The organism is Herbiconiux oxytropis, assembly GCF_024979315.1.
Classification (GTDB): Bacteria; Actinomycetota; Actinomycetes; order Actinomycetales; family Microbacteriaceae; genus Herbiconiux; species Herbiconiux oxytropis.
Window position 1 is genome coordinate 328,793 of the sequence record NZ_JANLCK010000004.1, and the last position, 21,475, is coordinate 350,267.

General features: G+C 71.6%; 21 protein-coding genes. 12 read left to right on the forward strand and 9 right to left on the reverse strand.

Going from position 1 to position 21,475, the window contains the following annotated elements; all coding sequences use genetic code 11:
* Positions 1-22: 22 nt before the first annotated feature.
* Together N1028_RS10075 and N1028_RS10080 are read right to left on the reverse strand one after the other, a co-directional pair.
* Positions 23-1,594 carry an ABC transporter permease gene (locus N1028_RS10075; protein WP_259527624.1) on the reverse strand — a complete coding sequence of 524 codons (1,572 nt, stop codon included), beginning with the start codon at positions 1,592-1,594 and terminating at the stop codon, positions 23-25.
* Positions 1,570-2,802 (reverse strand): ABC transporter ATP-binding protein, encoded by a 1,233-nt coding sequence (locus N1028_RS10080; protein ID WP_375163402.1) that lies wholly within the window; start codon positions 2,800-2,802, stop codon positions 1,570-1,572. Before N1028_RS10080 ends, N1028_RS10075 begins: the two co-directional genes overlap by 25 nt.
* Before the next feature lie 183 nt (positions 2,803-2,985).
* Between N1028_RS10080 and N1028_RS10085 the strand changes: the two genes are divergently transcribed.
* From N1028_RS10085 to N1028_RS10100, 4 genes are all read left to right on the forward strand, one after another.
* The gene (locus N1028_RS10085; RefSeq protein ID WP_259527626.1) at positions 2,986-3,678 is read left to right on the forward strand and encodes a phosphocholine cytidylyltransferase family protein; all 693 of its coding nucleotides are present in this window, start codon (positions 2,986-2,988) and stop codon (positions 3,676-3,678) included.
* Positions 3,679-3,699: 21 nt separating this feature from the next.
* Positions 3,700-4,521 carry an ABC transporter permease gene (locus N1028_RS10090; RefSeq protein ID WP_259527628.1) on the forward strand — a complete coding sequence of 274 codons (822 nt, stop codon included), beginning with the start codon at positions 3,700-3,702 and terminating at the stop codon, positions 4,519-4,521.
* The gene (locus tag N1028_RS10095) at positions 4,521-5,252 is read left to right on the forward strand and encodes an ABC transporter ATP-binding protein (protein WP_259527630.1); all 732 of its coding nucleotides are present in this window, start codon (positions 4,521-4,523) and stop codon (positions 5,250-5,252) included. Before N1028_RS10090 ends, N1028_RS10095 begins: the two co-directional genes overlap by 1 nt.
* 81 nt (positions 5,253-5,333) lie before the next feature.
* The gene (locus N1028_RS10100) at positions 5,334-5,648 is read left to right on the forward strand and encodes a hypothetical protein (protein WP_259527632.1); all 315 of its coding nucleotides are present in this window, start codon (positions 5,334-5,336) and stop codon (positions 5,646-5,648) included.
* A gap of 18 nt (positions 5,649-5,666) precedes the next feature.
* Here the strand turns inward: N1028_RS10100 and N1028_RS10105 are convergent, their stop codons facing one another.
* The 3 genes from N1028_RS10105 to N1028_RS10115 all read right to left on the reverse strand — a co-directional run bounded on the left by N1028_RS10105 (position 5,667) and on the right by N1028_RS10115 (position 8,997).
* The gene (locus N1028_RS10105; protein ID WP_259527634.1) at positions 5,667-5,975 is read right to left on the reverse strand and encodes a helix-turn-helix domain-containing protein; all 309 of its coding nucleotides are present in this window, start codon (positions 5,973-5,975) and stop codon (positions 5,667-5,669) included.
* Between the two features lie 110 nt (positions 5,976-6,085).
* Positions 6,086-8,488 carry a GNAT family N-acetyltransferase gene (locus N1028_RS10110; RefSeq protein ID WP_259527641.1) on the reverse strand — a complete coding sequence of 801 codons (2,403 nt, stop codon included), beginning with the start codon at positions 8,486-8,488 and terminating at the stop codon, positions 6,086-6,088.
* Positions 8,485-8,997, reverse strand: coding sequence for an SRPBCC family protein (locus N1028_RS10115; RefSeq protein ID WP_259527643.1), 513 nt, complete (start codon positions 8,995-8,997; stop codon positions 8,485-8,487). Before N1028_RS10115 ends, N1028_RS10110 begins: the two co-directional genes overlap by 4 nt.
* A gap of 90 nt (positions 8,998-9,087) precedes the next feature.
* Between N1028_RS10115 and N1028_RS10120 the strand changes: the two genes are divergently transcribed.
* Entirely contained in the window at positions 9,088-9,378 is a 291-nt protein-coding gene (locus N1028_RS10120) for a hypothetical protein (RefSeq protein ID WP_259527644.1), read from the forward strand.
* On the opposite strand, the gene N1028_RS10125 is transcribed toward N1028_RS10120, so the two are convergent.
* Positions 9,338-13,069: a TM0106 family RecB-like putative nuclease gene (locus tag N1028_RS10125; protein WP_259527646.1), complete on the reverse strand. Its 3,732-nt coding sequence runs from the start codon at positions 13,067-13,069 to the stop codon at positions 9,338-9,340. The two genes, N1028_RS10120 and N1028_RS10125, sit on opposite strands and share 41 nt — an antisense overlap.
* Positions 13,070-13,161: 92 nt before the next feature.
* On the opposite strand from N1028_RS10125, the gene N1028_RS10130 reads away from it, so the two are divergent.
* A complete protein-coding gene (locus N1028_RS10130) occupies positions 13,162-14,505 on the forward strand; it encodes a M18 family aminopeptidase (protein WP_259527653.1) in 1,344 nt (447 codons plus the stop codon).
* Position 14,506: 1 nt separating this feature from the next.
* Positions 14,507-15,301: an SGNH/GDSL hydrolase family protein gene (locus tag N1028_RS10135; protein WP_259527655.1), complete on the forward strand. Its 795-nt coding sequence runs from the start codon at positions 14,507-14,509 to the stop codon at positions 15,299-15,301.
* Between the two features lie 18 nt (positions 15,302-15,319).
* Here N1028_RS10135 and N1028_RS10140 read toward each other — a convergent pair whose 3' ends face one another.
* Positions 15,320-15,901 carry a hypothetical protein gene (locus N1028_RS10140; protein ID WP_259527658.1) on the reverse strand — a complete coding sequence of 194 codons (582 nt, stop codon included), beginning with the start codon at positions 15,899-15,901 and terminating at the stop codon, positions 15,320-15,322.
* A 2-nt stretch (positions 15,902-15,903) separates the two neighbouring features.
* Positions 15,904-16,359 carry a DUF3817 domain-containing protein gene (locus tag N1028_RS10145; RefSeq protein ID WP_259527660.1) on the reverse strand — a complete coding sequence of 152 codons (456 nt, stop codon included), beginning with the start codon at positions 16,357-16,359 and terminating at the stop codon, positions 15,904-15,906.
* A gap of 160 nt (positions 16,360-16,519) precedes the next feature.
* Here N1028_RS10145 and N1028_RS10150 point away from each other — a divergent pair, with 160 nt between their 5' ends.
* From N1028_RS10150 to N1028_RS10160, 3 genes are read left to right on the forward strand one after another with little or no spacing between them, the layout of a single operon-like run.
* Positions 16,520-16,981, forward strand: coding sequence for an SRPBCC family protein (locus tag N1028_RS10150; protein ID WP_259527662.1), 462 nt, complete (start codon positions 16,520-16,522; stop codon positions 16,979-16,981).
* A 50-nt stretch (positions 16,982-17,031) separates the two neighbouring features.
* Entirely contained in the window at positions 17,032-17,472 is a 441-nt protein-coding gene (locus N1028_RS10155) for a YybH family protein (protein ID WP_259527664.1), read from the forward strand.
* Entirely contained in the window at positions 17,469-18,137 is a 669-nt protein-coding gene (locus N1028_RS10160) for an HAD family hydrolase (protein ID WP_259527666.1), read from the forward strand. The genes N1028_RS10155 and N1028_RS10160 overlap by 4 nt, the downstream gene beginning before the upstream one ends.
* Positions 18,138-18,174: 37 nt before the next feature.
* Here N1028_RS10160 and N1028_RS10165 read toward each other — a convergent pair whose 3' ends face one another.
* Positions 18,175-19,095: a LysR family transcriptional regulator gene (locus N1028_RS10165; RefSeq protein ID WP_259527668.1), complete on the reverse strand. Its 921-nt coding sequence runs from the start codon at positions 19,093-19,095 to the stop codon at positions 18,175-18,177.
* A gap of 102 nt (positions 19,096-19,197) precedes the next feature.
* Between N1028_RS10165 and N1028_RS10170 the strand changes: the two genes are divergently transcribed.
* The gene (locus N1028_RS10170) at positions 19,198-20,562 is read left to right on the forward strand and encodes an MFS transporter (RefSeq protein WP_259527670.1); all 1,365 of its coding nucleotides are present in this window, start codon (positions 19,198-19,200) and stop codon (positions 20,560-20,562) included.
* Complete coding sequence (locus N1028_RS10175) at positions 20,559-21,338, forward strand: 3-hydroxybutyrate dehydrogenase (RefSeq protein ID WP_259527677.1); 780 nt, start codon at positions 20,559-20,561, stop codon at positions 21,336-21,338. The genes N1028_RS10170 and N1028_RS10175 overlap by 4 nt, the downstream gene beginning before the upstream one ends.
* Positions 21,339-21,475: the final 137 nt, after the last annotated feature.

The window sequence follows — 21,475 nt, forward strand, 5'->3', positions numbered from 1 at the left end:
ACCGCGCACAGCGGGCAGTGCGTCAGTTGCGCAGGGCGGCGGCGAGGATCTCGGGACCCCGGCGATTGAAGATCGCGGCGCCCCCGCCCACGCCGACGACGAGCACGAACACGCCGATGCCGAGGCCCGTCCAGAGCGACAGCCAGTAGTACTCCGGATCGACGAAGACCCCGAGCACGGCGAACACGATCGCGGGGGTGGACAGCGCCACCGTGCCGAGGAACGAGAACACCTGGGCCAGCACGCTCGTGGCCCCGGTGGCCTGCGGCTGCGAGAACGCGCTGTCACCCGGCCGGCTGGCCGGATACGGGAAGCGCGCCGAGAAGAGGCTGCCGAGGCCGAGCCCCACGAGCACGAGGCACGTGCTCGTGCCGAGCACCGCCGGCAGCGCGTCCAGCTCGTCGGCGAAGAGCACGCTGAGGAACGACCCGATGCCGATCAGCGGGATGGCGATGAGCACGACCGGGACCATCCGCCCCACCCGGTCGGCGAGGCCCAGGCGGCCGGTCACGACGTGCAGCCAGACCGCGGTGTTGTCGAAGGCCACGTCGTTGTGCACGACCCAGCCGAGGAAGACGCACATGAGGGGCACGGGCAGGAGGGCGGTGTACTCGATCGGCAGTCCCACGAAGACGAACACGATCACGGCGACCAGCGGCACGACGGGAACGATCACGAGCTGGGCGTAGTAGCGCGGGTCGCGGCCCCAGTAGGTGAGCGAACGGGCCGCGATGGCGCCCAGCGGGGTCGTGGGAGTGCGTGCGAACCAGCCGAGCCCCGAGTGCTCGCGCACCTCGACGTCGCGGCCCGGCGTGACCAGCATGAGGGCGACGAGGCCCTTCCAGGCCAGCCACAGCAGAGCGACGGTCGCGACCGCGATGAGGAGCTTGAGCACGGCCGAGACACCCTGGCCCGAGGCGGCGTCGGCGGGCACGGCCCAGACGGCGCCGAGCGGGGTCCAGCCGAGGATGCCCTCGAGGGTGGTGAAGAACCCACCGCCGTCGGCGCCCCAACCGGTCAGCCCGAGCAGCACGAGGCCGGGCACGATGACGACGATCGCGAGCACGGCACCCGCCGCCCCGAGGTCGCGGGCACGGCGGGTCGCGAACACGAAGGCCGAGAGGGAGAGCGAGAGCCGGGCGCCCAGCACGCAGGTCACGGCCGCCACGAGGCCCGCGACGACGGCCAGCAGCGCGGTGCCTGGTGACGCCGACCAGGTTGCCGCCGTGGCGAGCGACACGATCGTGACGACGATCGCCGGGAGGCTCACGAAGGCCACCGCGGCGAGCCCCAGGGCGATGCGGTCGGCCGTCAGCCCCATCAGGGAGAAGGAGCGCGGATCCATGCCGTCGCGGAGCGACAGCAGCAGGGGTGCGAACCAGAAGATCGCGACCACGACGGAGCCGCCGAGCACGACGGCGTTGCGGGCGAGGTCGGCGGAGGCGTCGCGGAGCATCACGAGGGCCACGACGGCCGCCACGGTGACCACCAGGGCCAGCACGGTGCCGATCACGACTCCCGTGAGCTCGGAGGTGCTGCGCTTGAACGTGTTGCCGAGAAGCCTCAGCCTCAGTCGGAGGAACTCAGCAGCCATTCCATCCCCTCAGGGCTCTTGCGGCCGCCGGCCAGCTCCACGAAGCGCTGCTCGAGCGTTCCGTCCTCCCGCACCTCGTCGACGGTGCCCTTGGCGAGCACCCTCCCCTCGACGATGATGGCGACCCGGTCGCAGACCCGCTGGATCATGTCCATGCTGTGGCTCGAGAGCACGACGGTGCCCCCGCCGGTGACGTACTTCTCCAGGATCTCGACGACGTTGGCCGCCGACACCGGATCGACCGACTCGAACGGCTCGTCGAGCACGAGGATGCGCGGCGAGTGGATCATGGAGCAGGCCAGCGCGATCTTCTTCGTCATGCCCGCCGAGTAGTCCGAGACCAGTCGGCCGAGCGCATCCTCGAGCCCGAAGGCCGTGGCGAGATCCTCGCTCCGCTGGCGGACGGTGGCGGAGTCGAGGCCCCGGAGCGATCCGGAGTAGTGCAGCAGCTGCCGGCCGGTGAGCCGGTCGAAGAGGCGCAGCCTGTCCGGAAGCACTCCGATGAGGCGCTTGGCGGCGGCCGGGTCCCGCCAGACGTCCTGCTCGAGCACCGTGACGACGCCGCCGTCGGGGCGCAGGAGGCCCGTGACCATGGAGAGCGTGGTGGTCTTGCCCGCACCGTTGGGGCCGACGATGCCGTAGAACGAGCCCTGCGGCACGTCGATGTCGACACCGGCGACGGCCGTGGTGCTGCCGAACTTCTTCGACAGGCCCGAGATCGACAGGGCGATCTTCGACGGATCGAGATCGCGGACGACCGACGGCGGAAGGATCGGGGTGGTGCGCGGCTTGGCGGGGGTGCGGGGCGTGCGCGGGGTTCGAGGCGCGCGCGCGGGTGCCTCACCTGCCGCGGTGGCTGCGGGCTTCCTGACCGGGGCCTTGCGCTGCACGGGCTTCCGCGGTGCGGCTGGCTTCTTGGCTGGTGCCGCCTTCTGCGCGGCGGAGGCCTCGAGCTCAGCCTCGACCAGATCGTCGACGACCATCTCGTCTGTGCCCGTGGTCTCGGTGCCTGTGGTCTCGACGACCACGTCCTCGACCTTCACGGCGGGCCGTTTGGCCGCCGGCCGGGAGGCGGGCTTGCGGGCGGCCGGCTGCCGCGGCGCAGATGCCTTCGCCGTCGATGCGGAGGCCTTGGCCGGAGTCCGCCTGGGAGTGCGGGGTGCGCTGGAGGCACCCTGCGCTGGTGGAGTGTCGGACTCTGAGCTCACCGGATAAACCTATCAATCCTCTGTCGCGTGCACTGCGCCCCGCGGCGTGCATCACGAAAGAGACACGATACATCCCTTCTGCGTCCGGTAATTTTCGGGTCATAGTACGGTGAGTAGTCGAACGAGGCAATCGCGGGCCAGCAACGACCCGGTGAACATCTCGTTGAACGAAGAGGAGTCAACATGACCACGCAGGTCGTCATTCTTGCCGCGGGCATGGGCAGCCGGCTCGGCCGATCCCTCCCCAAGCCGCTCACCGAGCTGAGCGACGGCCGCACCATCATGGGCCAGCAGTTCGACAACATCCACCACGCCTTCGGCTCCAACGCCAAGGTGACCATCGTGGTGGGTTACAAGCTCGAGCACATCATCGAGGCGTTCCCCGAGGCATCCTTTGTCTACAACGAGGAGTACGACCAGACGAACACCTCCAAGAGCCTCCTCCGCGCCCTGCAGGCCTCCACCTCGGGCGGCGTGCTCTGGATGAACGGCGACGTGGTCTTCGACCCCGCCGTGCTCGACCGCGCGGTCTCGATGATCGCCCGCGACCAGTCGTTCGTGACGGTGAACACCGCGAAGGTCTCCGACGAAGAGGTCAAGTACACGACCACCGCGGAGGGCTACATCGACGAGCTCTCCAAGACCGTCGTCGGCGGTCTCGGCGAAGCGGTGGGCATCAACTACATCTCGGCCCGCGACAAGGCCTCGTTCATCCGCCACCTGCAGCGTGTCGGAGACCAGGACTACTTCGAGCGCGGCCTCGAGCTCGCCATCGAGAAGGACGGCCTGCTCATCGAGCCCGTCGACATCTCAGACCTCTACGCCGTCGAGGTCGACTTCGCAGAAGACCTGGAGCGCGCGAACCTCTTCGTGTGACAGAGTTAGCCTCGATCCATCATGAAGGGGCTTGCACAGGTGAGCGTTGCTACACGTGCGCCGTTGGCCCGTAAGGGCGGCAGCTGGTCGCGCTACCGGCATTCGCTGCTGCTCCTCACCCGGCGAGACCTGCGCGTGCGGTACTCCACCTCCGCGCTGGGCTACCTGTGGTCGATCCTCGATCCGCTCGTCATGGCCGGGATCTACTGGTTCGTCTTCACGCAGGTGTTCCGCCGACCGGTCGGCACGGAGCCCTACATCGTGTTCCTGCTCACGGCATTGCTGGCCTGGATGTGGTTCAACGGCACGGTCTCGGATGCGACGAGGGCGTTCCTGCGCGAGGCGAAGCTGATCCGCTCCACCAAGATCCCGCGCACGATCTGGGTGAACCGGCTCGTGCTCTCGAAGGGGATCGAGTTCCTGGCGAGCCTGCCCGTTCTCGCCGCCTTCGCCGTCTTCGCGGGGGCCACGGTCGACTGGGAGCTGCTGCTGTTCCCGCTCGGCATCCTGCTGCAGGCCACCCTCACGGTGGGGGTCGCGCTCATCGTGGCACCGCTCGTGGTGTTCTTCCGCGACCTCGAGCGGGCGGTCAAGCTGGCTCTGAGGTTCCTCTTCTACGCCTCCCCCATCATCTACGGCACGCACGACCTGCCCGAGGCGCTGCAGCCGCTTGCGGCGTTCAACCCGCTGAGCGGCGTGTTCTCGCTCTACCGGGCCGGCTTCTTCCCGGACCAGCTCGACTGGTACCAGGTGGGGGTGGGGGCCGCGATGTCGGTCGTGCTGCTGGCCATCGGGCTGCTCGTCTTCAAGCGGTCCGAGCGCTCCGTGCTGAAGGAGATCTGATGGCCGTGATCGAGGTGGAGCGCGTGGGGATCCGGTTCAAGCGCAACAAGCGTGCGCGACGCAGCTTCAAGGACCTCTTCGCCGGCAGCACCCGCCGTTCGCGCCCGGGCGAGTTCTGGGCGCTGCGGGACGTGAGCTTCACCGTGCAGCCCGGGGAGGCGATCGGCGTGATCGGCCGCAACGGGCAGGGCAAGTCGACGCTGCTGAAGCTCGTGGCCGAGGTCGTGCTGCCGGACGAGGGCCGCGTGCGGGTGCACGAGGGGGTGGCACCACTGATCGAGATCACGGGCGGTTTCGTCGAGGACCTCTCGGTGCGCGACAACGTGTATCTCACGGCGGGCCTTCACGGCATGACCAGGCGCGAGGTCGACGAGCGGTTCGACGACATCATCTCGTTCGCCGAGATCGGCGACTTCCTCGACACCCCGTACAAGCACCTCTCGAGCGGCATGCGGGTGCGCATCGCGTTCTCCGTGATCTCGCAGCTCGAGGAGCCCGTCATCCTCGTCGACGAAGTGCTCGCGGTGGGCGACAAGGGGTTCCGGGAGAAGTGCTACCGGCGCATCGAGGAGCTGCTCGCCGGCGGGCGCACCCTCTTCTTCGTCTCGCACAACGAGCGCGACCTCCGGCGCTTCTGCACGCGCGGGCTCTACCTCGACGGCGGGAGGCTCGTCTTCGACGGGCCGATCTCCGAGGCGCTCGACCGCTACTCCTCCGACACATCGGGCTGATCGGGACGGGTTGTCCACAGGGGACCCCCGGAGGGGGCTTTTCGGGCCCTGATCGTCGGTGGTGGGGTTTCTACTGTCGGCATGGCAAGCAGTCAGGTCTTCTCCTCCCCCACTCCGCCCTCCGAATCCGTCGCCTATCCCGTGCCGCTGCGGCTCGACCGCAGCGGGGCGCCGGAGTGCTACGGCCTCCGCAACGTCAGCGACGAGCCGCTCCGTGGGCTGTCGTTCAGCCTTCTCGGCAGCGGGCTCATGCGAGCGACACCACCGCTGCTCCTGGCGCCCGGGCACGAGATGACCCTGCGCATCCGGGGCTCGACGCTGCCGGAGTCGGCGATCCTCATCATCCGCTGGTTCCGGCCGAACGGAGACGAGTACCTCTGGCGGGTGAGCTTCTGAGAGCGCCGCCGTCCGCGATCAGAGGGGCTGGTCGCCCTGCTCGCGGGCACGGATGAGGTCGGCCACCGTGACCTTGTGCGGCCGGTCGGGCAGCATGTCGGCCGTCATGCCGTCGAGGAGCACCGCGGGGTTCAGGTCGAGCGCGCCGGCTATGCGGAGGATCGTGTGCAGTGACGGGTTGGCCTGGCCGCGTTCGATCTTGCCGAGGTTCGTGAAATGCAGGCCCGCGAGGTCGGCGAGCTCCATCTGGTTGATGGCGAAGCGCTGGCGCTCTTCACGGATGCGGGAGCCCAGCAGGCGGGAGGCATCGGACGGCGCGGAACTCACCCCTCATGCCTACCTGCCCCATGCTCTCGCTACCAGAGAGCCTGAGCCGCTGGCCTTTGTGCCGCATGTGTGCAGACCGCGCGGCTTCGTTCGCTACGGCGCTCTGGTGTTCACAGGCCGTTGCGCTGCACGAGCGGCACGGCGATGCGGCGCACCACCAGGTCGAGCACGGCCCAGCCGGCACGGCGCGGCCACGGGAGGTGCCGGGTGTAGACGGCTGTGCACTCGAACTCCGCGTCGGCCCCACGGTTGCGCTTGAAGGCGGCCACACCGCTCGAAGCGTGGAGGTCGACTCCCGCCTCGTGGGCGGTGCGGGCGATGGCGTAGCTGAGCATGCGGTAGAGCCCGAGCTCCTGGGGCAGCGCCGTGTCGTAGCCCACGACGGGCGCGGCGAGCAGCCCGTGGGCGATCGTGTAGCCGAACGCGGCGTCGATCCTCCCGCCGCGCTCGAGCAGCACGAAGCGCAGCAGCCCGCTCCGCTCGGCCACGGCGATGAACTCCGGGGTGTATCGGGGGTTGAGCGAGGAGTACTTGTCGACGTAGAGGAGGTCGTAGAGGTCGGCGATGCGGCGGCGGGTTGCTTCGTCGGAGGCGCCGGTGGCGTCTCGAGGTGCCTCTCGCACGCTGTAGCCGGAGGTCTCGAGCAGGGCGCGGTCGCGGCGGGAGTCGCGGAGGCCCTGCCACTCCGTGCCTCGCGTGGGCAGGAAGAGCACGCTGCGGGAGGGGATCAGGCGGTACCCCGCACGGCGGAGGGTGTCGGGGAGCCTGGTCCCGCGACCGTGCACGCTCCGCCAGCCGATGGCGAGGCGCGGGTGGCGGGCCGTGAGCTCGGCGGTGAGGGCTCTGACGGTGGCCTCAGACACGTCGGGCTGCAGATTCGTCGAGACGAGGGCGTTGCCGACGAGCGCGATGTCGTCGAGGCGGGCGGGGCGCGTGACCAGGTCGAGCGCGTCGATCGCTCGGGCAGCGAGGGCTCGCACCACGGGCGAGTCCAGCGCGCCGAGCTCCTCGCGGGCGTAGTGGATGAAGTGGGAGTGGGGTGAGACGACGTAGCTCGGCGGAGCACCGGGGTGGGTGTGGTTCTGCGCGGTGCCGGCGTGCGGCTCGTGAGGCCGCGTCGCGCGCGGCCTCGTGAGCGGGAGCGTCAGACCCCCGGCGTCGACGGTTTCGAACCGCACGGCGATGGTGGGGGCCAGGTGCTCGGAGCCGCCCGCCCGCTGAGCGCCCTCGACGAGACGGGACGCCCACCCGGCGGGAGGGGACGTGCCGTCCGCGGCCATCTGCTCGCCGCGGTCGGGGTCCTCCGGGAGAGGCTCGCCGTTCCACTCGATGTCGTGCGTGGAGGCGGCCAGCAGGCTCACGCCGGAGGCCCGGGCCGCGGCGGCCTGCACGGCGAGCGACCGGAGGAGGGTGCCGATCGGGAGGCGGTCGCGTCGCGGACGCAGCACATCGGGGAACCGGAGCTGCCGGAGGTGGCGGCGGAGGTCGGTGCCGCTGCGGATTCCGGCCGGGCCGTAGAGCGCGTGCGGGATCCCGAGCCGGGCGGAGGGTGAGCTCGGGTGGGTAGGGTTCCGCGACGGGTCGGCGGGAACGAAGGCGGAAGGGAGGTCGTCTGCCGCGGTGAAGAGATGGAGACCGGAGGTGGCGCGCGGGTTGCATTCGAGCACGTGGGGGTCACCGGATCCGGTGGCGATCAGGTCGAGACCGAACTGGCCGGTGATCGCGAGGTGACCCGCGAGCTGCTCGGCGTAGCGCTCGGCCGCCCGCACAGCGCCGGAGAGGGTGGCCGACGTGTCGTGGGCGTCGAGGCGTTCGAAAGCGACGCCCGCCCCGGTGCCGGCGCGCCAGACCGGACGGTAGGCGGAGAACGCGGTGAGGGTACCCCCGACCGCAATCGCGTGCACGCAGAACTCGGTGCCGTCGAGGTGCTCCTGCACGAGCCAGGGATGCTCGGGGGTCGGGGCGGGCACGTCGGGCAGGGGCGCGCCCTCGCGCACACGTCGCGTGAGCGCTCCGAAGCGGGAGTACGCCGGCTTCACCACCACCGCGGTGCCTGGCCGCTCTCGGCGGCCTCTCGCGAGGCGCCGCCACCCGATGCCCGAGTCGACCACGGTGGTGCCGGGGTGCGGGATGCCGAGCTCGGCGAGGAGCGAGGCGAACAGCGCCTTGTCGTGGAGCCGCCGCAGCACGGGCAGCGGTGGCGCGAAGACCCGGCCGCGGAGGCCCGGAACGGTTCCGGTGTCGCGCACGGCGGCGAGGTGGAAGACCTCCTCGCAGGTGGGCACGATGAGGCCGACGGCGTGCCGCTCGGCGATGCCCGCCACCGCGCGGGCGAACTCCCAGGGGGCGAAGCGCGCCGGCGGCACGCGGTAGGCGGCGCCCACAGAGGCCGACGCCGAGGTGAGCGCGGGCTGGCTGTCGGCGACCACCACGAAGTGGCCGGCGTCGTGGAAGCGGCGCGCGAGGTCGAGCGTGACCGGAGCCCGGGATCCGGTGAGCAGGACCGCTGTCATGCGCCCTCGGCGACCCGTGCGCAGACGAGGAGGCTTCGGCGCATGTAGCGGCGCCAGATGGGTCCGATGAGACGCTCGACCACGAAGCGGCGGCGGGGCAGGGGGACGTACTCGTAGGTCCAGCGGATGCGGGACCCGGACGATGTGGGTTCGAAACGCCAGCGCGCCGAGGCCCCGGAGACGAGATGGGAGAGGGCGCCGGTGAAGTCGGTGACGCGGTAGTCGAACTCGCCTGCGGCAGGCGGGGCGGCGGCAGGCGGGGCGGCGCGCTCGGCGGGCGGGGCGTGGCGGAGGAGGTGCTCGCGGAAGGTTCCGCCGTCTGAGAGGTGGACGGTGCGGCGGGAGCCCGGGGTCGTCCAGGCTCCGGTCTGGTCGGAGATGCCGGTGACCGCGGGGAGGACGAGGTAGCCGGTGAAGAGATCGGCATCGTCGCGGGGGACGACTCGGTCGAATGCGAGGCGCGCCGAGACGGCGGTGTCGACGACCTCGGTGAACACGACCGGCTTCATCTGCCCACCGTACTGCGCGCACCGACAGCGCACGCCCGGTCGGCTGCGCGAGACCGGCGCACTGCGGCGCTCGACCCCTACGCTGGTGCCATGCCTTCGTACCGCGTGACCATGATCGTCGGAACGCTCGAGCTCGGCGTCAAGCCCGAGACCGTGCTGCCCACTCTCACCCAGGCCATCGCCGACTTCACCACGGTGGAGTCGTCCGACATCGCGATCGTCTCCGGGCGGCCGCGCGTGACCGTGCGGTTCACGGCCGACACCGACGAGGCCGCGTTCCTCATCGCCGAGCAGGGGATCGACGGTGCCCGGGTGTCGGCCGAGCCGATCGCCTGGCAGGTCAACCGGCAGGTGCACGGTCGGTGGGAACCGCTCGCGTGAGCCGCAGGAAGCCCGAGAGGGTCGCGAGTTCGGCGGCGTTCCCGGGCAGATGGTCGACGAGCGCCGGCGAGTACACCAGGTAGGCCGCCCACTTCGCTCGGGAGATGGCGACGTTGAGCCGGTTCTTCATGAGCAGGAAGCCGATCCCCCTCGGCACCTCGGCCGCCGAGGAGGCCGCGAGCGTCACGATCGCCACCGCCGCCTCGCGGCCCTGGAACTTGTCGACCGTGCCGACGGACACACCGTCGAGCCCGCTCTCGGCGAGCGTCTGCCGCACGAGCTCGACCTGCGCGTTGTAGGGAGCCACGACGATGATGTCGGAGGCCTCGATCGGCCGGCCGGGCGGCTCCTCCCCCGGATCGTGCCACGTCAGCCCGAGAAGACCGCGCACGATCCGCGCGACGAGAGCGGCCTCATCCGGTGACTGGGTCGAGTTGCCGATGTGCTGAACGGGCTCGAGATGCAGGCCCGGCTCGACACCCTCGAGCCGCCTGTCGGTGGTGGCGGGCAGTTTCGAGTGCAGCTCGCCCTCGTAGGACAGGTCGCTCACGGGAGCGCAGACCTCCGGATGCATGCGCCAGCTGACATCGAGGAAGTAGCCGAGGTGATGCGGCAGCACGTCGTGCCCGTCGGTGAGCCAGCCGAGCGCGGAGGAGTCCACGGGCTCCGGGTGCGTGCCCTGGGTGACCTGCGGCAGCTGCTGCGGATCGCCGAGGAGGAGCAGGTTGCGGGCCGCGACACTCACGGCGATCGTGTTGGCGAGCGAGAACTGGCCGGCCTCGTCGATCACGAGGAGGTCGAGACTTCGGCGGCCCACGCGACCCGTGTTCGTGAAGTCCCAGGCGGTGCCGCCGATGACCGCGCCCGCATCGTGCCGTTCCGCGTGCGCGAGGAAGCGGCCGAGCGCATCCCGCCCCGACAACGCCGTGAAGCGAGCGGCCGGCGAGTCGCTCGACTTGCCCACCGCGGCGGGGTCGACTCCGGCGCCGACGATCGCGTCGAGCATGTTCTCGACCACGGCGTGCGACTGCGCCACGACCCCCACGCGCCAGCCGTGCTCGCGCACCAGGTCGGCCACGACGCGGGCGCCGGTGTAGGTCTTGCCGGTGCCGGGCGGGCCCTGCACGGCCAGGAACGAGTGGTCGAGGTCGAGCAGCGAGTCGCGGATGGCGTCGATCGTGCCGCGGGGCCCGTCGCCGACGGGTCGGAGCGTTGTCGAGGTGGGCGGGGCCGAGTCCACCGCGACGGAAGGTCGCAAGGTTCGGGGTGGGCGGCGGCGGAGCAGGTCGAGGGCCGGGTCGGCGGGGAACTCCGGGAGGGCGGCTGCCAGGGTGGCGCCCCACTCCGAGATGGCCGCCTGCAGGGAGTCGGTCTTGGGCGGTGCGGAAGGAGCGACGGCGATCGGGACGGCGTCGTAGGGCAGGTCGCCGACTCTGAGGGCCTCGGTGAATACGAACTGGGTGAGGCCGTTCTCGAGCTCGAGCACCTCGTCGAGGGTGGTGCGGGCGTGAGCGAGGCGGTCGGTGGCACGGGCGCGCGGATCCGGCCACGGATGCGGAGGGTCGTAGACGAAGAAGCGGCCGGACGCACCGGGCTCGAGCCGGCTGCCGGGCGCGAGCACGCCGCGCAGCCGGATCTCACGACGGTCGGCCTTCTGCCGGCCCTCCCGGTACCACTCGCGATCGACGCGGGTGTGCGTGACCTCGAGCACGTCGCGCGTGTCGGACCACTCCTCGAGCGGCCGCTCCAGACGACCGTAGTGCTCCCACCAGAACGACTTGTCCTCCCGGCGGTGATAATCGATCGCGGCGGCGGCCAGAGCGATCGCCGTCCTGTCGTCACCGTCGATGCCCGGCTCCTCCCCCGCGTCGACGCGATCGAGAAAGGCGCTGAGCGCCTCGTGCACCGGGCTCGCCGCGAACGTGAAGCCGTCGGGGCCCACGCTGCCGTCGGTGCCGCTGCCGGCCGTGCCGTGCGGGCCGGGGCCACCGTCGCCCCCGAGTGCGTCGAGGTGCGGGGCGGGTGCCGCCACAGAGGGGTCGAGACCGTTCTCGGCCGCCCGGTCGAGCAGCCAGTCGCGGAGCCGCAGGGTGGAGACGCAGTCGTACTCGTTGTAGTCGGCGATCTCGCCGAGCAGGGTCGCGGCCGCCTCCGCCTCGCCCTCGTCGCGGAGCTCGGCCCAGCGGGCGTACGCGGTGATGGAGTCGGCGGCGTTCGTGACACCGCTGTCGCGGAGGAGGTCGCCCATGTAGAGCGGCTCGAGCTTCTTGAGGCTGTAGGAGCGCGTGCTCACGCGGAGGCTCTTCTTGACGATCGGGTAGAGGTCGACGAGCACACCTCGGCGCAGCAGCTCGTCGAGCTGCTCCTCGCCCACGCCGTGGCGCGCGCACAGCGACTGCAGGTGAGCACGCTCGTAGTCGGCGTAGTGGTAGACGTGCAGGCCCGGATGCTCGTGCAGGCGCTCGGTGAGGTAGTCGAGGAAGGCCCGGAGCGCCTCCCGCTCCTCGGCGTGGTCGTGGGCCCAGAACGGCCGGAACACCGTGCGGGGATCGATCCCGCCCGGCTGCGGCAGCCCGAGCAGGCCGGCATCCGGAGCGGACGACCCCGACGAGGTATGTGCCGACGCCTCGTGCTCGATGACCCCGAAGAGGTAGTCGAGGCCCCACTCCGGCCCCGCGTTCTCCGTGTAGAGCGGATCGCCCTCGAAGTCGAAGAAGATATCGGCCGGATCGGGAGGCGGGAGCGCTCCGAGGGCCGCGGGAGCGAACACCCGGTAGGCGAGGCCAGAGCGGCCCTGCACCTGCATCGCCGCCTGCTCGCGGAGCGCCGCCAGAGTCGTGTCGGCGAGACCCTCGACGGGCCCGGTGGAGGAGGCGAACGCCGTGAGCGTGGGCAGCCCCGCGGCGCGGAGCCGCTCGCGCTGGCCGAGGCGTAGCCCGGCGACCAGCAGCACATCGTCGTGCGCCTCCACCTCCGGCGCGCAGACGTCGCAGCGGCCGCACGCCGTGTATCGTTCATCTCCCCAGGCGGCCGGCGCAACACCCTCGCGCGACCTGTCGTCGAGCAGCGCCTCGAGGCGTTCGCGCCGATCGCGGTAGACCGGCAGGATGTCGCGCAGCTGGTGGGTCGAGCGCGATCCGTCGCCGAGCAGCAGGTGCACCTCCGGCCCCGTGGGCACCCCCAGGCGCTCGAGCTGGTCGGCGTACGCCGCCAGCTGGAGCAGTGCCGTGATCTTGGCGTGCCGCGCGAGCTTGGTGTCGTAGACCTCGTAGACCGGGCCTGCGGATGCCTGCCCCGCCTTCACGAGGAAGTCGGCGAAGCCGAGGAAGCGGCCGTCGAAGAACGTTCCCTGGAACACCACGTCGGCGCCCGCTCGGAGCGCCTCGAGCGTGACCTCCTGCTGATCGGCGAGGGCCTCGGGCGTGGTGCGCTCGGGTCTGTCGATCTCGGCGACCCCCACGGCCGACTCGGCCACGAACGGCCCGAACTCGGCACGGAACCGCTCGAGCGTGCGCAGCTCGTGCGCATCGCCCAGCCGAGCGGTGCGCTCGAGCATCTCGTCGGTGCTCTCCGGCGGTGGAGCGACTCGGCCGAGCTTGGCGTCGAGCCGCCGCACGAGGGCGAACTCGCACGACGCGGCGGCCGTGAGGTCGGTGGCGCTGTAGAGAACCGTGCCGCCCGTGAGGATCATGCGACTCCTTCGATCCCCAGAAGGCTACCGGCAGCCTCCGACACCGCCCCCGGGGCCGCCGCAGCGGCAGGATGGAGTGGTTGGATGGACGGATGCCCGACACCGCCGCCCACATCGCCGATCTCGCGGCGTTCATCCAAGCCTCCCCCTCGTCGTACCACGCCGCCGCCGAGGTCTCCCGGCGACTCGTGGCCGCCGGCTCCGAAGAGCTGCACGAGACGGAGGCCTGGACCGCGCGACCGGGCCGCCACCACGCGCGGCGCGACGGTGCCGTGATCGCCTGGACGATCCCTGAGGGCGCTGAGCCAGGCAGCCCCTTCCGCATCATCGGCGCGCACACCGACTCCCCCGGCTTCAAGCTCAAGCCCCGCCCCACGATCGGGTCGAATGGCTGGCTGCAAGCGGGCGTCGAGGTCTACGGCGGCCCGCTGCTGAACTCGTGGCTCGATCGCGAGCTCGAACTCGCCGGCCGCCTCGTCGACCGCGACGGCCGCGAGCACCTCGTGCGCACCGGGCCGTTCCTGCGCATCCCGCAGCTCGCCGTGCACCTGGACCGCGAGGTCAACAGCGGCCTCACCCTCGACCGCCAGCGCCACACCGCACCCGTGTTCGGGGTGGGCGACGTGTCGCAGGCCGACCTCGTCGACATCCTCGCCCGCCGTGCCGGTCTGGGCGGCGGCGCCGACGTGGCCGGCTACGACCTGCTCACGGTCGACTCCGCGGCTCCCGCGCGCTTCGGCCTCGACGACGCGCTCTTCGCGGCGGGCCGGATGGACAACCTCACCTCGGTGCACGCCGGGCTCGCCGCCCTGCTCGCGACGGGGAACGGCGGCAAGGAGAAGGGCGGGGCGGGGAACGACGCCGCGGAGAGCGGTGCGCCCATCCCGGTGCTCGCCGCCTTCGACCACGAGGAGCTCGGCTCGGAGTCGCGCTCGGGTGCGAGCGGCCCGTTCCTCGCCGACGTGCTCGCGCGCATCACCGCCGGCCTCGCCGCCCGAGATGCTGCAGACCATGAGAACGCCGCCGCCGAGCTGCACGCCCGCGCCCTCGCCGCCTCGTGGTGCATCTCCTCCGATGCGGGTCACGCCGTGCACCCCAACTACCCCGAGCGCCACGACCCCGCCAACCGGCCACAGGCCGGCGGCGGCCCGCTACTCAAGATCAACGCCAACCAGCGCTACGCCACGGATGCGCACGGCGCCGCGCTCTGGCACAGGGTCTCGGCGGCCGCCGGCGTGCCGGTGCAGGAGTTCGTCTCGAACAACACCGTGCCCTGCGGATCGACGATCGGGCCGCTCACCGCCACCCGCCTGGGCATCCGCGTGGTCGACGTGGGTCCGCCGCTGCTCTCCATGCACTCCGCCCGCGAGCTCGCCCACGTCGACGATCTCGCGGGGCTCGCCGGAGCCCTCACCGCCTTCCACCAGGGTGCGTAGCGTGCGTCGCCGCGCCCTCGTCGCATCCGTCGTCGCCGCCGGTGGGGCCGTGGCCGGCATCGCCGCCTGGGTGCGCTACCTCGCGCGCCGTCAGCATCACTGGAGGGGTGTGCTCTCCGATGCGATCCCCGTGCACTCGCTCTACTGGCGCGAGCAGGCCGCGAAGGAGGGCGAACTGCTCTACGTGGCCGTCGGCGACTCCGCGGCCCAGGGCATCGGTGCGAGCCGGCCGGCGCACGGCTACGTCGGCTTCGTGGCGAAACACCTGCGGGAGCGCTCGGGGCGCACCGTGCGCGTGGTCAACCTCGGCATCTCCGGCGCGCGGCTCCGCGAAGCCATCGAGAAGGAGCTCCCCCGGCTCGCGAAGCTCGACCCCGACGTGCTCACCGTGAGCATCGGCGCCAACGACATGGCCGACTTCGACCCCGAGCGCTTCCGCACCGAGATCGCCACGATCCTCGATGCGCTCCCCTCGCACGCGATCGTCGCCGACCTGCCGAGCTTCTACTTCCTGCCGGCCGAGCGCACGGTGCTCGTGGCGAACCGGATGCTCCGCGAGGCGGCCGCCGCCAGGGGTGTCCGCGTGGTGCCGCTGCACCGCCTCACGCACCGGCAGGGCCTCTGGGGCGTGAGCACGCAGTTCGCGGGCGACCTCTTCCACCCCAACGACCGCGGCTACCGGATCTGGGCCGCCGCCTTCACGCACGCGATCGACGACCGCCTCCGGCAGCTGGGCGAGCGCGCCTCCGCTGGAGCCGCCGGGTCGGGCGGCGCTGCGTCCGACGTTCAGCACTGATCGCTCAGCGCCGCATTCTCAGCGCTCGGCGCCCGTGCACCGCGACTCGCTCGAGAGCGAGATCCGCAGCCCGCCGTCGAGAGGCCGCACCGAGACCCTGAGCGGCACGAGGTTCGTGCCCACCAGTGACACTCGCACGCCTCCGCCGCCGATGCCCTCGGCGGCCACGCTCCAGCCGCGCTCCTCGTAGGCGGCGCGCACCTCCCGCGCCCAGTCCTCGGCTGACGCGATCCCGGTGGCGGTCACCGTGCGCTCGAGCGCGAACTGCTCCTCCGGCGAGCCGTCGGGGCACTCCTGCACCACCGAGTCGTCCGAGACCGTCGTGGCCCCGCCCGGCAGGAGGGTGAGGAGCGTGTCGACCTCATCGGTGACCTCGGCGGTCACGCCCTCGAGCGTCGTCGGCACACCTGTGCGGGCGGTCGAGACGCCGATCCACACCACCGCCACGAGCACCGCCGCGACGCCGAGCGCCACGAACGTCGCCGGCCGCAGCAGCCCCGCCCAGCGCTCGCCCCGGGGCGGCAGCTTCGGGAGCTTGCGGGCGGGCACGAGCCGGAGGTTGCGCAGGCTCGCGCCGCGCTCGTCGTCGCCGGTGCTCACGCTCAGCCCGCGGGGGGTCCGGCCACGAGCGCCACCGTCGTGAGCAGGGCCACGACCACGACGAGCACCACCACGAACAGCCAGGGCCGGTTGAGGAACCAGCGCAGCAGCCGGTCGATCGGATGCGCGTCGCGCGGATCGTCTGTCGCCTGCAGCCGCCATCCGCCCGCCAGGAGCCCTCGGCGCTCGAGCACGATGTCGGTCACGACCGTGCCATACGGCGGGATCGCCGTGGCCGCGGCCACCACGATGACCCACCACCGCCAGCGCTGGTTGAGGCCCACCACGACGCACGCGGCGACGAAGGCGATGAACACCACCCCGTGCGCGAGGCCGATGGCGAAGAAGAACGGGACCTCGGCCGAGAACACGTAACGCGCGAGCATGGCGGCGATGAGGGCGGTCCAGGTGATCGCTTCGGCGATCGAGACGGTGCGGAAGACGGTGCGGGGAGACATCCCGACACAGCCTACCGGTTCACCCCGAGCCGTCTCCGGCCCCGCTCCCGCTCGCCCTGGGGCCGCGCCAGGCCCGCTAGCCCCACGACCGGAGTAGACAGGAGGTGCGCCCCCGCCCTCGACGGCACCGGGGACCAGCGCCGACGAAGGAGGATCGACGATGATCGACACCGACAAGGGCTTCACCCTGACCCGCGAGTACGACGCCACACCCGACGAGATCTGGCGGGCGTGGACCGAGCCCGCCCAGGCGGCCGAGTGGTGGCATCCGTCGGGCCTGCACACCCCCATGGAGTCTGTCTCGATCGACGCGCGCGCGGGTGGTCGCTACGCGTACACGATGGTCGACGACCTCAGCGGCGAGGAGCACCCCACCGGCGGTGTCTACCGGGAGGTCTCGGCGCCCGAGCGACTCGTGTTCACGTGGGGCGAGCCCGACGCGGATCCGGACGACGCCCTCCTCGTGACCGTCACGATCGCCGACCTGGGCGAGCTCAGCCGGATGACGTTCGACCTGCGCGGCTACGACGGCATGAGCGGCGACGAGTTCATCCAGGACGGCTGGGAGAGCGCGCTCGACGCCCTCGCCCAGCACCTCGGGCAGTCGGCCGTCGCGGGCTGAGGTGCACTCCCCGCGCGGCCGCTAGGCTGTCGGCGGCGGAGGGAGAAGTCGTGGGTGAGCAGGTGTCCGGCGGGGTCGATCCCGCGTTCCAGGCGGCCATCGAGCGCGTGGGCCGGGCGCTCGCGGCGATGGGAGAGGGCGATCCGAAGCCGTTCCGCGCCTGCTGGGCACCGGATGCCGACACCACGCTCTACGGCGCGTTCGGCACGCTCGAACGCGGGCACGACGCCATCGACGCCACCCTCGGCTGGGTGGGCACGCGCTTCAGCGGCGGTGCCCTCGAACCGAGCTACGACGCCGTGCACGCGAGCGGCGACCTCGGCTACACCGTGGGGCTCGAACGCGGGGTCGTGCGCGTCGACGGCGGCGAGCCGCGCGAGATCGTGATCCGGGTGACCCACATCTACCGCCGCGACGCCGCGGGCGAGTGGCTGCTCGTGCACCGGCACGGCGACCACCCGCCGGCCCGCGAGTTCAGCAGCGCCCGATGACCGGCCGCCCGCTGCTGCTGCTCGACCTCGACAACACGCTCGTCGACCGCGCGGGCGCTTTCGCGCAGTGGGCCGGGCTGTTCGCCGCCGAGCACGGGCGGGAGGACGACGCGGCGTTCATCGTGGCGGCGGACCGCAACGGCCACACACCGCGCCCGGTGCTCGCCGCCACCGTGCTCGGGCGGTTCGGCCTCGACACCGACCCCGCGACCGTCGAGCGGATGGTCGACCGGCTGCTCTACGAGCACGTCGACTTCGTGGAGGTCTACGACGGCCTCGCCGAGCACCTCGAGGTGCTGGCCGACGACGGCGTGCGGCTCGCGATCCTCTCCAACGGGCCGGTCGAGCAGCAGGGACGGAAGCTCCGCCGCACGGGGATCGACCGGCGCATGGTCGACACCGTGATCTCGGAGGGCGTGGGGGTCAAGAAGCCAGACGAGCGCATCTTCCGGATCGCCCTCGAGCGCGCCGGCGGGGATCCGGCCGGCACCTGGATGGTGGGCGACGATCCCGTGAACGACGTCGCCGGTGGGCGCGCGGCCGGGCTCCGCACCGCCTGGGTGGGGCACGGGACGGTGTGGAGCGAGCGCGGTGACGCCGCGGCGCCGCCCACCCTCGAGGCCGCGACCACGCGCGAGGTGCTCGACCTCATCCTGGATCGCTGAGCCGACCGCCTCGCTCGCCTCGACGCGCATCCGCCGGTCAGAGCGGGTGAGCGCGCGGCTCCCCGTGGAGCGCATCCGCCATGGCCGCCGTGCGGTCGCGGAGCGCCGCCACCACCGCCGCGACCGCCGGGCGGTCGAGCGAGTCGGGCCGGAGCACCATCCAGTAGGGCAGCACCTCGGCGATCTCCTCGGGCAGCACGCGCACGAGATCCGGATGCCGGTCGGCCACGAAGCAGGGTAGGAAGCCGATGCCGGCACCGGCGCGGGTGGCCTCGACATGCACGAACACGTTCGTGGAGGTGAGCGAGTCGCGCATGCCGGGCACGAGGCGTCTCGGGGCGTCGAGATCGTCGACCTGCAGCATCGAGTCGATGAAGTAGACGAGGGGATGCGCCACCAGCTCGTCGCGCGTCTGCGGCGCACCGTACTCGGCCAGGTACCTCTCGGAGGCGTACATGCCGAGCACGTACTCGCCGAGCAGCACCGCCTCGGCCCGGTGCACCTGGGGGCGCCCGACCACGACCTCGATGTCGAGGCCCGAGCGCTGCTGCAGCGCCCGACGGGTGACCGTGACGATCTCGACCTGCAGCTCCGGATGCTCGCGCTGCAGGTCGGCCACCGCCGGCGCGGCCACGAGAGCGCTGTAGCCGTCGGTCGCCGAGAGCCGCACGACCCCGGTGAGCTTCGGCCGCAGGTCGGCGCCGGAGATCTCGGCGGCGAGGCCGTCGAGCGCCTCGGAGACCCCGTCGGCGGCACGCAGCGCCCGACGGCCGAGCTCAATCGGCTCCCACCCGCCCGCGGCGCGCGAGAGCACGCGGCCGCCGAGGGCGCGCTCGAGCGACTGGATGCGCCGGGAGACCGTGGTGTGGTTGAGCGCGAGCTCGTCGGCGGCACCGGTGAAGCGCCCGGTGCGGACTACGGCGCGCAGCACGAGCAGGTCATGCGGATCGACGGACATGTCTGCAATTATGCACAGCAGGTGTTCCGAACTGGTCATTGTCGAGGCTGCGATCTGCACGAATACTCGTCAGCAGTCAACGACGACCACTGAGGAGACCACATGACCGTCACCGATCCCGTCCGCACCGAACGAGCGCCCTCCGGGTTGAAGAAGGTGGTGGCCGCCTCGATGGTGGGCACCGTCGTGGAATGGTACGAGTTCTTCCTCTACGCCACCGCCGCGAGCCTCGTCTTCGGAGCCGTGTTCTTCCCGAACGCGGGCAGCCAGCTCGACGGCATCATCGCGGCGTTCCTCACCTACGCGGTCGGCTTCATCGCGCGGCCCCTCGGCGGCATCGTGTTCGGGCAGATCGGCGACCGGCTCGGGCGGAAGCACACGCTGCAGGTCACGATCATCCTGATCGGCGTCGCGACGTTCCTCATCGGCTGTCTGCCGGGCTTCGACACCATCGGCTACTGGGCGCCGGCGCTCCTCGTGGCGTTGCGCTTCATCCAGGGCTTCGCGCTCGGCGGCGAATGGGGCGGGGCCGTGCTGCTCGTGGCCGAGCAGAGCCCCGACCGCTCGCGCGCCTTCTGGTCGAGCTGGCCGCAGGCCGCCGTGCCGGTGGGCAACCTGCTCGCCACGCTCGTGCTGCTCGTGCTCTCGACCGTGCTGCCCGACGACCAGTTCCTCGGCTGGGGCTGGCGCATCGCGTTCTGGCTGTCGGCGCTCATCGTGCTCGTGGGCTACTACATCCGCACGCACGTGAACGAGGCGCCGATCTTCCTCGAGGCCCGAGCGCTCGTGGAGTCGGAGCAGGCCGCGAGCTACGGCGTGTTCGAGGTCGTGAAGCGCTACCCGAAGGGCGTGCTGAAGGCGATGGGGCTGCGGTTCGCCGAGAACATCCTCTACTACATCATCGTGAGCTTCTCGATCGTCTACCTCGTCACCGTGCACGAGTACGACACGAGCTCGCTGCTGCTGGCCCTTCTCATCGCGCACGCCGTGCACTTCGCGGTCATCCCGCAGGTGGGGCGGCTCGCGGATCGGGTGGGCCGGAAGCCCGTGTACTTCGCCGGCGCCGTGCTCGGTGCGACGTGGGCGTTCTTCGCCTTCCCGATGTTCGACACGCTGAACCCCGTGCTCATCGTCGTCGCCATCACGATCGGGCTGTGCTTCCATGCCCTCATGTACGCCGGGCAGCCCGCCATCATGGCCGAGATGTTCCCCACCCGCATGCGCTACTCGGGCGTCTCGCTGGGCTACCAGGTGACCTCGATCGTGGCCGGTTCGCTTGCGCCGATCATCGCATCCGCTCTGCTGCAGCGGTTCGACTCGTGGGTGCCGGTGGCGCTCTACATCGTGCTCGCGTGCGCCGTCACGGCCGTGACGGTGCTCACGCTCAAGGAGACCCGCGGAGCCTCGCTCCGGGCGGTCGACGAGGCGGATGCCGAGCGCTTCGGCCTGCGCGGCGCGAAGCGATGAGTGCTCCGGAGCGGACCCTGGCGCTCCGGGGCAGGCGCGCCCTCGTCACCGGCGGCGCGAGCGGCATCGGCGAGGCCGTGGTGCGGGCATTCGCGGCGGAGGGGGCCTTCGTGGTCGTCGCCGATCGCGACGGCCCGCGCGCCGAGGCTCTCGCCGCCTCGGTGGGCGGGGAGGCGTGGACGATCGACCTCGGCGACGCCGCCGCCCTCACCGACGACTCGCTGCAGCCCATGCTGGAGGGGGTCGACGTGCTCGTCAACAACGCGGGCATCCAGCACGTGGCCCCCATCGAGGAGTTCGAGCCGGAGTGGTTCCGGCAGATCCTGACGGTGATGCTCGAGGCGCCGTTCCTGCTCGTGCGGGCCGCACTGCCCGGGATGTACCGGCGCGGGTGGGGGCGGATCGTGAACGTCTCGTCGGTGCACGGGCTGCGGGCCTCGGCCTTCAAGAGCGCCTACGTGGCGGCGAAGCACGGGCTCGAGGGACTCTCGAAGGTGACCGCGCTCGAGGCCGCCGCGTACGGCGTGACGAGCAACTGCGTGAGCCCCGGGTACGTGCGCACCTCGCTCGTGGAGAAGCAGATCGCGCAGCAGGCCGCGGCGCACGGGTTCGCGGAGTCGGAGGTGCTGGCGCGGGTGATGCTCACCGAGAGCGCGATCAAGCGGCTCGTGGAGCCCGAGGAGGTGGCGGCGCTCGTGCTGTGGCTGGCGTCGCCGGCCGCCGCCATGGTCACGGGCTCGAGCTACACGATGGACGGCGGCTGGTCGGCCCGCTGACCCGGCCCCCGCCCTGGCCGCGGCCGCCTGTAGTGGCCCACCCGGAGTCGCCGACTTGGCAGAAGATGTGCGTAAGAGCGCCGACTTGACACAAGATGTGCCAAGTCGGCGCTTTTAGGCGCCACTTCTGTCAAGTC

Excerpts from the sequence above, each read along its gene's own strand:
- N1028_RS10075 (WP_259527624.1), bottom strand. The coding sequence starts at position 1,594 with ATGGCTGCTGAGTTCCTCCGACTGAGGCTGAGGCTTCTCGGCAACACG.
- N1028_RS10085 (WP_259527626.1), top strand. The coding sequence starts at position 2,986 with ATGACCACGCAGGTCGTCATTCTTGCCGCGGGCATGGGCAGCCGGCTC.
- N1028_RS10090 (WP_259527628.1), top strand. The coding sequence starts at position 3,700 with ATGAAGGGGCTTGCACAGGTGAGCGTTGCTACACGTGCGCCGTTGGCC.
- N1028_RS10095 (WP_259527630.1), top strand. The coding sequence starts at position 4,521 with ATGGCCGTGATCGAGGTGGAGCGCGTGGGGATCCGGTTCAAGCGCAAC.
- N1028_RS10100 (WP_259527632.1), top strand. The coding sequence starts at position 5,334 with ATGGCAAGCAGTCAGGTCTTCTCCTCCCCCACTCCGCCCTCCGAATCC.
- N1028_RS10110 (WP_259527641.1), bottom strand. The coding sequence starts at position 8,488 with ATGACAGCGGTCCTGCTCACCGGATCCCGGGCTCCGGTCACGCTCGAC.
- N1028_RS10115 (WP_259527643.1), bottom strand. The coding sequence starts at position 8,997 with ATGAAGCCGGTCGTGTTCACCGAGGTCGTCGACACCGCCGTCTCGGCG.
- N1028_RS10120 (WP_259527644.1), top strand. The coding sequence starts at position 9,088 with ATGCCTTCGTACCGCGTGACCATGATCGTCGGAACGCTCGAGCTCGGC.
- N1028_RS10125 (WP_259527646.1), bottom strand. The coding sequence starts at position 13,069 with ATGATCCTCACGGGCGGCACGGTTCTCTACAGCGCCACCGACCTCACG.
- N1028_RS10130 (WP_259527653.1), top strand. The coding sequence starts at position 13,162 with ATGCCCGACACCGCCGCCCACATCGCCGATCTCGCGGCGTTCATCCAA.
- N1028_RS10145 (WP_259527660.1), bottom strand. The coding sequence starts at position 16,359 with ATGTCTCCCCGCACCGTCTTCCGCACCGTCTCGATCGCCGAAGCGATC.
- N1028_RS10150 (WP_259527662.1), top strand. The coding sequence starts at position 16,520 with ATGATCGACACCGACAAGGGCTTCACCCTGACCCGCGAGTACGACGCC.
- N1028_RS10160 (WP_259527666.1), top strand. The coding sequence starts at position 17,469 with ATGACCGGCCGCCCGCTGCTGCTGCTCGACCTCGACAACACGCTCGTC.
- N1028_RS10165 (WP_259527668.1), bottom strand. The coding sequence starts at position 19,095 with ATGTCCGTCGATCCGCATGACCTGCTCGTGCTGCGCGCCGTAGTCCGC.
- N1028_RS10170 (WP_259527670.1), top strand. The coding sequence starts at position 19,198 with ATGACCGTCACCGATCCCGTCCGCACCGAACGAGCGCCCTCCGGGTTG.
- N1028_RS10175 (WP_259527677.1), top strand. The coding sequence starts at position 20,559 with ATGAGTGCTCCGGAGCGGACCCTGGCGCTCCGGGGCAGGCGCGCCCTC.